Genomic DNA, 12,346 nt, shown 5'->3' with positions numbered 1-12,346 from the left:
CTCACGGCGAGCCGGGCCATCGGGGGGTGGTTCAGTCGCGCGTGTCGGCGGCCTCGGCCGCCAGGGTGGGGGTGCGCAGGCCGGCGAACAGGTCGTCCTCCGGCAGGTCCACGTCGATCAGGGTACGGGCGAGCTCGTAGTCCTCGGTGGGCCACACCTCGCGCTGGACCTCCAGCGGGACGCGGAACCACGGGCCGTCCGGGTCGATCTGGGTGGCGTGGGCGATCAGCGCGCGGTCGCGGGTCTCGAACCAGTCGTCGCAGCGCACCCGGGTGGTGATCTCGCGCTCCTTGCGGCCGCTCTTCTCCCAGTTCGCGATCCACTCGCCGTAGGGCGACTCGCGGCCCTGCTCGGTGAGGTGGGCGTGCAGCGCGCGGATGCGGTCCATCGGGAAGCCGTGGTTGTAGTACAGCTTCAGCGGCTGCCAGGGCTCGCCGGCCTCCGGGTAGGCGTCCGGGTCCCCGGCGGCGTCGAAGGCCGCCATCGTGATCTTGTGGGTCATGATGTGGTCGGGGTGCGGGTAGCCGCCGTTCTCGTCGTAGGTCGTGATGACCTGCGGGCGGAACTCGCGGATGAGCCGGACCAGCGGCTCGGCCGCTTCCTCCACGTCCTGCAGGGCGAAGCAGCCCTCGGGCAGCGGGGGCAGCGGGTCCCCCTCGGGCAGGCCGGAGTCGACGAAGCCCAGCCAGGCCTGCCGCACGCCGAGGATCGCCCGCGCGGCGTCCATCTCCTTGCGCCGGACCTCGTGGATGTTCTCCTCGACGTACGGGTCCCCCTGGAGCTTGGGGTTGAGGACCGACCCGCGCTCTCCCCCGGTGCAGGTGGCCACGAGCACGTCCACCCCCTGGTCGACGTACATGGCCATGGTGGCCGCGCCCTTGCTGGACTCGTCGTCCGGGTGGGCGTGCACCGCCATCAGTCGCAACTGCTCAGTCAACGCCTTGCGTTCCTTCCATATGGTCCGGGCGCCGGCGCGAAGCCGGCCCGCCCGTCGTCCGAGCCGCACACTCAGGGACCGTGTCACCGCGGGACCGGGCTGCCGGACGTCCGCCGGCGCGGCCGGGCCCCGCCCCGCCGCATCGGCCGCGGGCGTGCCCCTCCTATAGTGACGGACTGGAGGAGCGTCGCATTCCCCCGCACCACCCGCGCGGCCCTTCCCCGGAGAGGACTCGTCCCGATGACCGCAGACACCACCACCGCCAAGCTGCCCGAGGGGCGCTACGGCAAGAGCGCCGACCGTGAGGCGGACCGCCGCCTGAAGGTCGTCGGCGCGGTCTGCGGCGTGCTGGGCCTCGGCGTGATCGCCTGGCTGGGCGGCTCGTACCTGCTCCGCGAGACGGCGATCAACGGTTCGGTGCCGACCTTCCAGGTGGTGTCGGACTCCGAGGTGCAGCTGCACCTCTCGGTGAGCAAGGGCGACGGGACGGCCGGCAGCTGCACCGTCCGCTCGCAGGGCTCCGACGGCTCCGTGGTCGGCCTGGCCGACTTCCCCGTCCCCGCCGCGGGCTCCGGCTACGACGCCGTGGTCAGCCTGCGCACCACCGCCCGGGGCACCACCGCCGAGCTCCTGGGCTGCACGCCCGCCAAGTGACCCGCGAACCGCCGGGTATCCGGTGGCGCCGCGCCCGGCAACCCGCGCATATTCGATCTCGCGAACGGGCATCCAGACAGGGGCCCGCACCGCTCGCTGTACACCTTGGCGCAACGCCGCCGTCAATGGCGCGCAAACGACTATCCCGCTTGTCGGCAGGACTTGTTAGGCTCGTGGTTTCGCCCCTTCCGCACCGGATGGTACGGGAGCGGGCGTTGCTTTGTAGTTGAGACCGATATCACCACCAACCCCCTGCTGACGACTCACACCCTCAGCACAGCCCCAGCACCTACGAGGAGCACCTGTGACCCAGACCAGTGAGAACGTGACCTGGCTCACTCAGGCCGGCTACGACCAGCTCAAGGCCGAGCTGGATCACCTGACCGGACCCTGGCGCATCGAGATCGCCCAGAAGATCGAGGCGGCGCGCGAGGAGGGCGACCTCAAGGAGAACGCCGGTTACCACGCCGCCAAGGAGGAGCAGGGCAAGTACGAGCTGCGCATCCGCCAGCTCACCCAGCTCCTGGAGCGCGCCAAGGTCGGCGAGGCCCCCGCGGACTCGGGCGTGGTGGCCCCGGGCATGATCGTCACGATCGCCTTCGACGGCGACGAGGACGACACCATGGAGTTCCTGCTCGCCTCGCGCGAGGTGGCCAGCTCCGGCGACCTGGACGTGTACTCGCCGCAGTCCCCGCTGGGCCGCGCGATCGACGGCAAGCAGATCGGCGACGAGGCCACCTACGAGCTGCCCAACGGCCGGCCCGCCATGGTGAAGATCCTCAAGGTCACGCCGCACGCCGGCTGATCCACCCCGGTTCACACCCCCGGAACACAGCACGGCGAAGGGCGGCCGCGGAGCTCCGCGGCCGCCCTTCGGCACGTCCGGACGGCGATCAGCCCGCGGCCGAGCGGTACTTGCGCACCGACAGCCACGAGAACACCGCCGTGATCAGCACCGACCAGGCCAGCGACACCAGCGCCGCGTGCTGCATCGGCCAGGCGCTGTCCACCGGCCCGACCTGGTTGCCGAAGAGGTCCCGGCAGGCCTGCACGGTGGCGCTGAACGGGTTCCAGTACGCGACGCCCTGCAGCCAGCCCGGCATCGAGCTGACCGGCACGAACGCGTTGGACACGAAGGTCAGCGGGAACAGCCAGATCAGACCGGCCGAGGTGGCCGCCTCCGGGCTGCGAACCGACAGGCCGATCAGCGCGCCGATCCACGAGAAGGCGTAGCCGAGCAGGAGCAGCAGCACGAACGCGCCGAGCGCCTTCAGGATCCCGTCGTGGATCCGCCAGCCGACCGCCAGCGCGACCAGGGCCAGCACGATCACGGTGAACGCCGTCTGGACCAGGTCGGCCAGGGTGCGCCCGACCAGCACCGCCGAGCGGGCCATCGGCAGCGAGCGGAACCGGTCCACCAGGCCCTTGGTCATGTCCTCCGCGATGCCGGCCGAGGCCCCGGCGGTCGCGAACGTGACGGTCTGGGCGAAGATGCCGGCCATCAGGAACTGGATGTAGGAGTTGGAGCTGGCCTGCGTCCCGGGGATCTGGATCGCGCCGCCCATGACGTAGGAGAACAGCAGCACGAACATGACGGGCTGCATGAGCCCGAAGACCACGATCTCCGGGATCCGCGACATCCGGCGCAGGTTGCGCTTGGCGACGACCCAGGAGTCGTGCAGGGTCGCGGAGAGACCCCGGCGCTGGCGGGGCACCGCCCCGCCGATCGCGTGCTCGGTGGCGGTCGTCATCTCAGCGCTCCGTTCCGGCCGCGACGGCCTGCTCGTCCCGGCCCTCGCCGCCGTCCCCGCCGGCCCCGTCGGCCCCGTCGGCCCCGCCCTTGCCGCGCCCGCCCTTGCCGCGGCCCTTGGCGCCCGCGCCGTTCTCGTCGTCCGCGGACTCGGCGACGTGCCCGGTGAGCGTCAGGAAGACGTCGTCCAGGGTCGGGCGGCGCAGGCCGATGTCGTCGATCTCGATCGAGCGGGCGTCGAGCTCGCGGATCGCGTCCGCGAGGACCCGGGCGCCGCCGCTGACCGGGACGGTGATCCTCCGGGTGTTGCGCTCGACCGCGGGCTCGCCGAGTGCGTAGCCGGACAGCGCCGCGACCGCCGCGGGGACGTCGTCGGCGCGGTGCACGACGACCTCGATGCGCTCGCCGCCGATCTGCGCCTTGAGCTGGTCGGCGGTGCCGCGGGCGATCACCCGGCCGTGGTCGACCACGGCGATGTCGTGGGCGAGGCGGTCGGCCTCCTCCAGGTACTGGGTGGTGAGCAGCAGCGTGGTGCCCTGCTCGACCAGGGTCTCGATGACTTCCCAGAGCGCGAGCCGGTTGCGCGGGTCGAGGCCGGTGGTCGGCTCGTCGAGGAACATCACCGGCGGCCGGACGACCAGCGCGGCGGCGAGGTCGAGGCGCCGGCGCATGCCGCCCGAGTACGTCTTGGCGGTGCGGTCCTTGGCCTCGGTGAGGTTGAACCACTCCAGGAGCTCCAGCGCGCGGGCCTTCGCGTCACGCGCCGTCATCTGGTAGAGCTCGCCGACCATCTGGAGGTTCTCGAAGCCGGTCAGGTACTCGTCGACGGCGGCGTACTGACCGGAGAGGCCGATCAGGCTGCGGACCCGGTTGGGGTGCTTGAGCACGTCGACCCCGGCGACCACGGCCCGCCCGGAATCCGGTTGCAGCAGGGTGGTGAGGACGCGCACGGTGGTCGTCTTGCCGGCGCCGTTGGGGCCGAGCAGCCCGAGCACCGTGCCCTCGGGGACGTCCAGGCTGACGCCGTCGAGGGCTCGTACGTCGCCGAAGGTCTTCACCAGGTTCTCGGCTTGGATGGCTGGCGCCATGGCCTGCCTCATCTCCTCGGACGAAATGGGCGATCTGTCCCACTGTGCCCCGAGTGCGGCAACGCGGGCGACTCGGTTTTCGCCCATGGACAGGGAACGCGATGTATCGCGAGTCTGGCAGCTCACGATATATCGCGTCAAGGGATTTCAAAGACCCGCCCCCGCGGCCGCCGGAGCACCCTCAGGCGCCGACGACGTACCCCGCGTCCCGCAGCTCGCCGACCACCAGCGCGCAGTGCTCCGGCCCCTTTGTCTCCAGGTGCAGGTCGACCTCGACCTCCGTCAGCCCGAGCCGCGGGTCGGTCCGCACGTGCGCGACGTCCAGCACGTTCGCGTCCACCCTGGTCAGGACGCCCAGCAGGTCCGCCAGCGCGCCCGGCTTGTCGGCGAGGCGCACCCGCAGCGACAGGTAGCGCCCGGCCGCCGCCAGCCCGTGCCGCAGCACCCGCTGCATCAGCTGCGGGTCGATGTTGCCGCCCGACAGGACGGCCACCACCGGGCCGTCGAAGGTGCCCGGCTGCTCCAGCAGCGCCGCGATCGGGGCCGCCCCGGCCGGTTCGACGACGAGCTTCAGCCGCTCCAGGCCGAGCAGCAGCGCCCGCGACAGCGCGTCCTCGGAGACCGTCCGGATCCCGTCCGCCAGCATGTTGACCACCTCGAACGGGATGTCCCCCGGGCGGCCGACCATGATCCCGTCCGCCATCGTGGCGAAGCGCTCCAGCGACACCGGCCGCCCGGCGGCCAGCGAGGGCGGGTAGGCGGCGGCGCCCGCCGCCTGCACGCCGACCACCCGCACGTCCGGCCGCAGCGGCTTGACCGCCGCCGCGATCCCGGCCAGCAGCCCGCCGCCGCCCACGCCGACCAGGATGGTCCGCACCTCGGGGCACTGCTCCAGGATCTCCAGGCCCACGGTGGCCTGGCCGGTGACCACGTCCCAGTGGTCGAAGGGGTGGATGAAGACCGCGCCGGTCGTCTCCGAGTACTGCTGCGCGGCCTGCAGCGCCTCGTCCACCGTGCTGCCGTGCAGCCGGACCTCGGCGCCGTAGTCACGGGTCGCCGCGACCTTCGGCAGCGGCGCGGCCACCGGCATGAAGACGGTCGAGCGGACGCCCAGGAGCGAGGCCGCCAGCGCCACCCCCTGGGCGTGGTTCCCGGCGCTCGCCGCGACCACTCCGCCGGCCCGCTGCACCGGCGTGAGTCCCGCGATCCGCACGTACGCCCCGCGCAGCTTGAACGAGCCGGTGCGCTGGAGGTTCTCGCACTTCAGGTGGACCGGCGCGCCGATCAGCGACGACAGGTGGCGGCTGCCCTCCATCGGGGTCACCCGGGCGACCCCGGCCAGCATCTTCTGGGCCCCGCGGACGTCGTCGAGGGTGATCGGCAGGTTGCGCATACCGCCAGCCTACGGCGGCGGCGGCCGGCAATCCGGCATGCCGGGACTGTTCCCGGGCCAGCCCCGCCCGCGTAATCTGCTGCTTCTGAGCCTCCCTCACCGCACGACGATCGTGAGCCGCGATGACGACGACCTCGCCCCAGGCCACCGACCGCACCGACCCCGTGCACAGCCAACTCCAGTACCAGCTGGCGGTGTTCGCCCGCCGGATGGAACAGGTCCGGACCTCCGACGGCCTCGGCGCGCTGGACCGGGCCGCCTACCTGCTGCTCGACCGCCTGGAGCGGCACGGGCCGGCCAACGTCAAGGCACTGGCCGACGCGCTCGGCGTGGACTCCTCCACGGTGACCCGCCAGGTCGCCCCGCTGGTGGCGGCCGGGCTGGTCGGCCGGGTCCAGGACCCGGCCGACCGTCGCGCCGTGCGCCTCGCGCTGACCCCGCTCGGTGCCCACCGGCTGTGCGAAGTCCGCGACGGCAGAGCCGAGTTGACCCGCCGCCTGGTGGCCGGCTGGCACCCGGAGGAACAGCACGCGTTCTGCGCGCTGCTGGCCCGCTTCAACCTCGCGATGGAGTCCTACACCGCGGACCGGCACGGCCACCAGCCGTAGCGGCGACGCCCTCGGGCGCCTTGGCCGGCGAGTGAGCGCCCTTAGCCGAGCGCCTGCTTGAGGTCGGCCAGCAGGTCGTCGATCGACTCGATGCCGACGGACACCCGGACCAGGTCGGCCGGGACCTCCAGCGGCGAGCCGGCCGCGGAGGCGTGGGTCATCCGGCCCGGGTGCTCGATCAGCGACTCCACGCCGCCGAGCGACTCGCCGAGGGTGAACAGCCGCGCCCGGTTGCAGACCTCGACCGCCGCCTCCTCGCCGCCCGCGACCCGGAACGACACCATGCCGCCGAAGGCCTTCATCTGCTTGGCCGCGATGTCGTGGCCGGGGTGCTCGGGCAGGCCCGGGTACAGCACCTCGCTGACCTTGGGGTGGCTCGCCAGCAGCTCGGCGACCCGCTCGGCGTTGGCGCTGTGGCGGTCCATCCGGACGCCCAGCGTCTTGATGCCGCGCAGCACCAGCCAGGCGTCGAACGGCCCGGAGACGGCGCCCATCGCGTTCTGGTGGTAGGCCACCTCCTCGCCGAGGGCCGCGTCGGCCAGCACCAGCGCACCGCCGACGACGTCCGAGTGGCCGCCCATGTACTTGGTGGTGGAGTGCACGACCGCGTCCGCGCCGAGCGAGATCGGCTGCTGCAGGTACGGGCTGGCGAAGGTGTTGTCGACCACCAGCAGCGCGCCGTGGCCGTGCGCGATCTCGGCGAGCGCGGCCAGGTCGGTGATGCCCAGCAGCGGGTTGGACGGGGTCTCCACCCAGACCGCGCGGGTGTTGGGCCGCAGCGCGGCGCGGACGGTGGCCAGGTCCTGGGTGTTGGCGACGGAGAACTCGACGCCCCAGCGGGTCAGCACCTTGGCGAACAGCCGGAAGGTGCCGCCGTAGGCGTCGTTGGGGATCACGATGTGGTCGCCCGGCTTGAGGATGGTGCGCAGGAGGGTGTCCTCGGCGGCGAGGCCGGAGGCGAAGGCGAGGCCGCGGGCGCCGCCCTCCAGCGCCGCGAGGCACTCCTCCAGCGCCGTGCGGGTCGGGTTGGCGCTGCGGCTGTACTCGTAACCGCCCCGCAGGCCGCCCACCCCGTCCTGCTTGTAGGTGGACACCTGGTAGATCGGCGTGACGACGGCCCCGGTCTGGGGGTCTGCCTCCTGACCCGCGTGGATGGCGAGGGTCTCGAAGCCCTGGGGAAGCTGGTGCTCGGTCATAGGTCGAGCGTAGTGGCCGTTCGCCCGGGCGCCCGCCGGAATGGCGGGACGGAATGGGGCGGCGCCTCCCCGCGTTGAACCCTGCGCAACCCTCCCTACCCCGATGGAGCAGGCCGTGCTGTTCAACCGCCACAAGACCTCGCTCGTCCCGGCCGCCCAGGCCCTGCCCGGCCGGGAGTCGCCGGCCTTCGCCCTGCGCGAGCCGCACACCGTCCTCGGGAACCCGCTGGCCGGCCCGTACCCGGAGGGCCTGGAGGTCGCCGACTTCGGGCTGGGCTGCTTCTGGGGCGCCGAGCGCACGTTCTGGCGGGTGCCCGGCGTCTGGACGACGCTGGTCGGCTACCAGGGCGGCCACACGCCGAACCCGACGTACGACGAGGTGTGCAGCGGGCTGACCGGGCACACCGAGGCGGTCCGGGTGGTGTTCGACCCGGCGGTGGTCTCCTACGAGCGGCTGCTGAAGACCTTCTGGGAGGCGCACGACCCGACCCAGGGCAACCGCCAGGGCAACGACGTCGGCACCCAGTACCGCTCCGCCGTCTACACCCACTCCCCCGCCCAGGCCGCCGCCGCGACGGCCACCAGGGACGCCTTCCAGCCGGCCCTGACGGCGCTCGGCCTCGGCCCGGTCACCACCGAGATCGCCCCGGCCGGCCCGTTCTACCCGGCCGAGCCGTACCACCAGCAGTACCTCTCCGACGCCAAGAACCCCAACGGCTACTGCGGCCTCGGCGGCACCGGCGCCTCCTGCCCGATCGGTGTGGCCCGCACCGAGGGCTGACGGCCCGGCGACGGCCCCGGGGCCCGGCCACCCGAGGTGACCGGGCCCCGGCCCGGGCGCAGACTGGAATGGCCAGCAGGGACGGCCCGGCCACCTGCCCGGCGGCCGGGCCGTCCCGCGGGGAGAGGAGCCTGCCATGTCCGGTCTGGTCAGGAAGAACTTCGACGATCCCGAGGAGATCCGCCCCTTCGAGGAGGGCTCGGGCGAGCTGCGGCTGGTCAACCTGGACGCCGGCCCGGTGGGCCGGGCCGTGTTCCAGCCCGGCTGGCAGTGGTCCAAGCACGTGAAGCCGATCGCCAAGACCGACAGCTGCCAGGCCGCCCACCTCGGCTACGTGGTGTCCGGCCGCATGCGGATCGTCATGGACGACGGCGAACAGGCCGACTTCGGCCCCGGCGACTTCATGATCTGCCCGCCCGGCCACGACGCCTGGATCCTGGGCGAGGACCCCTGCGTGATCGTCGACTGGCAGGGCTTCGCCGACTACGCCAAGCGCTGACCCGCCCGGGCTCGCTCGGCGCACGCCTCAGCACACGCCTCAACGCACGCCTCAACGCACGGCCGGTACGTGCAGCGGGGACCCGTCCGGCGCCGTGCCGTCGGACGAGGCCAGCAGCCGGCCCTGGGCGTCGTAGACCCCGATCGGGTCGGTCGGCACCCGCGGCGCCCCCGGCAGCTTCCGCGGGATCGAGCTGGGACCGGTGAAGTAGAAGGCCGTCCAGCCCTCCATGCCCGGAGTGACGACCAGGGTCGCGGGGACGGGCACGCCTGCCACGAACTTGACGATCTTCGCCGGAGCCGGCCCCAGGTACATGCAGGGCTCGACGTCGCGCTGGAGCGTGGAGCTCATCTGGCAGTAGACGACCGGCCCGTCGTGCGAGAGGTTGTCGCCCGTGGCGTCCCGGCAGACCGGCGCGGCGACGAACTTCCCGTCCGCGTCGGCCAGTTCGTCACAGCGCTCGGTCCTGGTCACCGAGATCCGGAAGTCGGCGGCGACCTGCACCGGCTCCCCCGGGGCGACCTGCTTCACCACCGGGGACGGCAGCTCCACCGGGCCCGCCGCGGCCGTCGGGCCCGGGGTGGCCGGTGCGAGCGTCGGCCCGCCGGCCGACGGGGTCGCCCCCGCCGCGCCCGCGGGGCCGGCCGGCCCGGTGTTCCCCGCCGTGACCGCCGCCGTCCCGCAGACGAGGGCCACCGCCAGGACGGCCGCCCCGGTCCCCGCCCTGCGCCTGGCGCGGCGGCGGAGCGCGGCGGCGATGACCGGTGCCGGGTCCGGCCCGGCCGCGTCCGGGTCCTCGTTCCTGAGCAGCTCTCCGAGTCTGTCCTCGAAGCTCATACCGTCACCTCGATGTGCGTCGGGAGGCCCGCCGGTCCGCCGGAGCGGTCGGCGAGTTCGGGCAGTGCGCGCAGCTTCGACAGCGCCCGGTGCAGCGTGCTCTTCACCGTGCCCCGGGCGATGCCCAGTTCGGCCGCGATCGCGCCCTCGGTGAGGTCCCCGTAGTACCGGAGCACGACGACCGCCCGCTCCCTGCGGGTGAGCGTGCCCAGGGCCCGGTTCAGCAGCTCCCGCTGGGCCTGCCGTTCGGCGAGGTCCTCGGCCAGCGGCCGGTCCGGGGTGCGGTCGGTGGGCAGCTCGCGGTTGCGCAGCCGGCGCCACCAGTCGCGGTGCTGGTTGACGACGATCCGGCGGACGTACGCGGTGGGGTCGTCGCCGGTGATCCGGTGCCAGTGCAGGTAGGCGCGTTCCAGCGCCGACTGCACGATGTCGTGGGCCCGGTGGGGGTCGCCGGTCAGCAGCTCGGCCAGCCTCAGCAGCTGGCGGCCGTTGCCGGCGACGAACGCGCTGAACTCGGCGTCCTGTCGCTGTCTCTGCTCGCGTTTCACACCCGTCTGACTCCTCGGGCGGACCGCGAGGTTCGGTCCGCCCGAGGAGGAATTCCGGAACGGGTGTGCCCGGGTGGCGCGGATCAGACCGCGCTGCCGGCCTTCCAGTCGGCCCAGGCCATGTTCCAGCCGTTGAGGCCGTTGTCCGGGGCGACCGTCTTGTCGCCGGAGTTCACGACCTCGACGACGTCGCCGATCATCGAGGACTTGTAGAACTTGTAGCCGTCCGTGCCGCCGTCGGCCGCGCCCTTGGCGTCCTGGAGGCCGACGCAGCCGTGGCTGGTGTTCTGGCCGCCGAAGATCGACGACGGGGACCAGTAGTTGCCGTGGATGAAGGTGCCGGAGGTGGTGAGGCGCTGGGCGTGCGGCACGTCGGCGATGTCGTACTCGCTGCCGAGGTTGACGGTCTGCGAGTTCATCCGGGTCTGCGTGTACTGCTCCGAGATGACCATCTTGCCGCCCCACGTCGTGTGGTCGGGCGCGCCGCCGGAGATCTTGTAGACGGCGCTGACCTGGCCGTCCGTGGTGACGGTGAGCTTCTTGGTGGAGAGGTCGGCGACGCTCGTCTGCGCGCGGCCGATGGTGAAGCTCACGTCCTTGGACTGGGTGCCGTACACGCCCTTGGCGCCCTGGACGTCCTTGAGCCGCAGCTGGACGGTCACCTTGGTGCCCTTGGCCCAGTACTCCTGCGGACGGAAGTCGAGGCGGGTGCTGGAGAACCAGTGGCCGACGATCTCGACGCCGGGCGCGGCGACCACGGTGATCGCCTGCTGGACGGCCTTCTTGTCGGTGACCGGCTTGCTGAAGTTGATCGAGACGGGCATGCCGACGCCGACGACCGAGCCGTCCTCGGGGGTGAAGTACCCCACGAAGGTGTTCGCCGGGGTGGCGGTGGTGAAGACGGCGTTGGCGTCCGCCTCCAGCTTGTCCTTGTCGGTGGCGGTGGCGGCGACGGTGTACTTGGTCCCGCTGACCGGCGCGGTGGCGGAGGTCCAGCCGGTGCCGTCGGAGGCGAGCTGGCCGGCCAGCTCCTTGCCGGTGGAGTCGGTGACCTTGACGGTGCCGAGGGTGCCGTTGGCGACGGTGACCTTGACCGGGTCGCTGAAGCTGGCCGCGGTGGTGCCGTCGGCCGGGCTGACGGTGATCACGGCGGTCGAGGTCTTCGGCGCACCGCTCCCGCCGGAACCCGGGGTGCCGCCCCCGGAGCCGCCGGCGCCGCCGGCACCGCCGGAACCGCCCGCGTCGGCGCTCTTGGTGTCGTTGCAGGCCGCGAGCAGGAGGACGGGTGCCCCGATGAGGCCCGCGAGTACACCGCGCCGGCTCCAGTTGCCCCCGGCCGACCGGCCCTGACCGTCGCGTGCCGTCACGTCGCGTTCTCCCTGCTGATCATCCCGGGCATTACGGATACAGAAACGCAATATGCCCGTTCACGGTTCCACCACCGAAGGGTAAGCGATCCTATGAGATGACCCAGCCGGCCTCCGTGCGGAGCCAAAACGCCCGGCCCCCGCGTGCGCGGGCCGGGCGTTTCCGCAGCCGTGGTCCTCGACGACTACTCGGCGGACTCCTCCACCGCGTACTCGTCCCACTCCTCGTTGTCCGGGTCGAACTCGGTCTGGGCCGACTCCCAGGTCGCCGAGGCGAGCTCGACGCCCGGCACGTCGCCGAGCAGCGCCACCGGGTCGATGAAGTGGGCGAGCGAGCCCGACGGGTCCACCTCGATGGCCTCGACGGACTGCGCGCGCTCCTCGTCGTCGAGGTAGTCGTCGCCGGCCACCTGCTCCAGGGCCGCCGCCTTGAGGGCGCCCTCGTCGGTGATCTCCGCGATCAGTTCGATCTTGAGCCGGACGTAGCGCGGTGCGTCCTGGCCGGTCGTTTCAGTGCTGGTCATGCGTGCGAGCGTACGGGAAGGGCCGGTCCCTCGGAGAAGGACCGGCCCCGACCGCACTCCGCCTGGGCTCCCCCACCCGGGAGCCACGGAGTCGCGCCGACCGGCGCGGTGGCGGCTGCGGGAGCCGCCGCTCACCCTGTCGACCGGCCGGAGCCGGACAGGGG

14 protein-coding genes are annotated in these 12,346 nt (G+C 72.6%); 5 read left to right on the top strand and 9 right to left on the bottom strand.

The genetic code is table 11. The annotated features are described in order from the left end of the window. Nucleotides 1–31 precede the first annotated feature (31 nt). Nucleotides 32–937, bottom strand: coding sequence for a mycothiol conjugate amidase Mca (gene mca / locus ACFVSN_RS31235; RefSeq protein ID WP_380441563.1), 906 nt, complete (start codon nucleotides 935–937; stop codon nucleotides 32–34). 240 nt (nucleotides 938–1,177) lie between these two features. On the opposite strand from mca, the gene ACFVSN_RS31230 reads away from it, so the two are divergent. Next, entirely contained in the window at nucleotides 1,178–1,591 is a 414-nt protein-coding gene (locus tag ACFVSN_RS31230; protein ID WP_380441561.1) for a DUF4307 domain-containing protein, read from the top strand. A gap of 304 nt (nucleotides 1,592–1,895) precedes the next feature. Then, nucleotides 1,896–2,396 carry a transcription elongation factor GreA gene (gene greA, locus ACFVSN_RS31225; protein ID WP_380441559.1) on the top strand — a complete coding sequence of 167 codons (501 nt, stop codon included), beginning with the start codon at nucleotides 1,896–1,898 and terminating at the stop codon, nucleotides 2,394–2,396. An 88-nt stretch (nucleotides 2,397–2,484) separates the two neighbouring features. Here greA and ACFVSN_RS31220 read toward each other — a convergent pair whose 3' ends face one another. From ACFVSN_RS31220 to ilvA, 3 genes are all read right to left on the bottom strand, one after another. Beyond that, nucleotides 2,485–3,342 carry an ABC transporter permease gene (locus tag ACFVSN_RS31220; RefSeq protein ID WP_380441557.1) on the bottom strand — a complete coding sequence of 286 codons (858 nt, stop codon included), beginning with the start codon at nucleotides 3,340–3,342 and terminating at the stop codon, nucleotides 2,485–2,487. Between the two features lies 1 nt (nucleotide 3,343). Beyond that, nucleotides 3,344–4,429: an ATP-binding cassette domain-containing protein gene (locus tag ACFVSN_RS31215; RefSeq protein ID WP_380506697.1), complete on the bottom strand. Its 1,086-nt coding sequence runs from the start codon at nucleotides 4,427–4,429 to the stop codon at nucleotides 3,344–3,346. A 181-nt stretch (nucleotides 4,430–4,610) separates the two neighbouring features. After that, on the bottom strand, nucleotides 4,611–5,822 hold the full coding sequence (gene ilvA / locus ACFVSN_RS31210) for a threonine ammonia-lyase (protein WP_380506694.1): 1,212 nt from the start codon (nucleotides 5,820–5,822) through the stop codon (nucleotides 4,611–4,613). 122 nt (nucleotides 5,823–5,944) lie between these two features. Here ilvA and ACFVSN_RS31205 point away from each other — a divergent pair, with 122 nt between their 5' ends. After that, nucleotides 5,945–6,430 (top strand): MarR family winged helix-turn-helix transcriptional regulator, encoded by a 486-nt coding sequence (locus tag ACFVSN_RS31205; RefSeq protein ID WP_380441551.1) that lies wholly within the window; start codon nucleotides 5,945–5,947, stop codon nucleotides 6,428–6,430. Between the two features lie 41 nt (nucleotides 6,431–6,471). Here ACFVSN_RS31205 and ACFVSN_RS31200 read toward each other — a convergent pair whose 3' ends face one another. Beyond that, a complete protein-coding gene (locus tag ACFVSN_RS31200; RefSeq protein ID WP_380497199.1) occupies nucleotides 6,472–7,626 on the bottom strand; it encodes a cystathionine gamma-synthase in 1,155 nt (384 codons plus the stop codon). 103 nt (nucleotides 7,627–7,729) lie between these two features. Here ACFVSN_RS31200 and msrA point away from each other — a divergent pair, with 103 nt between their 5' ends. Both msrA and ACFVSN_RS31190 read left to right on the top strand, forming a co-directional pair. Beyond that, the gene (gene msrA / locus ACFVSN_RS31195; RefSeq protein ID WP_380497198.1) at nucleotides 7,730–8,407 is read left to right on the top strand and encodes a peptide-methionine (S)-S-oxide reductase MsrA; all 678 of its coding nucleotides are present in this window, start codon (nucleotides 7,730–7,732) and stop codon (nucleotides 8,405–8,407) included. A 136-nt stretch (nucleotides 8,408–8,543) separates the two neighbouring features. Beyond that, nucleotides 8,544–8,906: a cupin domain-containing protein gene (locus tag ACFVSN_RS31190; RefSeq protein ID WP_380441546.1), complete on the top strand. Its 363-nt coding sequence runs from the start codon at nucleotides 8,544–8,546 to the stop codon at nucleotides 8,904–8,906. Nucleotides 8,907–8,957: 51 nt separating this feature from the next. Here the strand turns inward: ACFVSN_RS31190 and ACFVSN_RS31185 are convergent, their stop codons facing one another. From ACFVSN_RS31185 to ACFVSN_RS31170, 4 genes are all read right to left on the bottom strand, one after another. Further along, nucleotides 8,958–9,743, bottom strand: coding sequence for a hypothetical protein (locus ACFVSN_RS31185; protein WP_387957036.1), 786 nt, complete (start codon nucleotides 9,741–9,743; stop codon nucleotides 8,958–8,960). Next, nucleotides 9,740–10,291, bottom strand: a complete 552-nt coding sequence (locus tag ACFVSN_RS31180; protein ID WP_380441542.1) for a SigE family RNA polymerase sigma factor — start codon at nucleotides 10,289–10,291, stop codon at nucleotides 9,740–9,742. The genes ACFVSN_RS31185 and ACFVSN_RS31180 overlap by 4 nt, the downstream gene beginning before the upstream one ends. 83 nt (nucleotides 10,292–10,374) lie before the next feature. Further along, nucleotides 10,375–11,658, bottom strand: a complete 1,284-nt coding sequence (locus ACFVSN_RS31175) for an Ig-like domain-containing protein (RefSeq protein ID WP_387595972.1) — start codon at nucleotides 11,656–11,658, stop codon at nucleotides 10,375–10,377. Between the two features lie 185 nt (nucleotides 11,659–11,843). Further along, entirely contained in the window at nucleotides 11,844–12,182 is a 339-nt protein-coding gene (locus ACFVSN_RS31170; RefSeq protein ID WP_380441538.1) for a hypothetical protein, read from the bottom strand. Between the last annotated feature and the right edge of the window lie 164 nt (nucleotides 12,183–12,346).

Source organism: Kitasatospora sp. NPDC057904 (assembly GCF_042887925.1).
Lineage (GTDB): Bacteria > Actinomycetota > Actinomycetes > Streptomycetales > Streptomycetaceae > Kitasatospora.
Note: the sequence above shows the minus strand (reverse complement) of the source record. Positions and strands in the feature narration are given on the sequence as shown.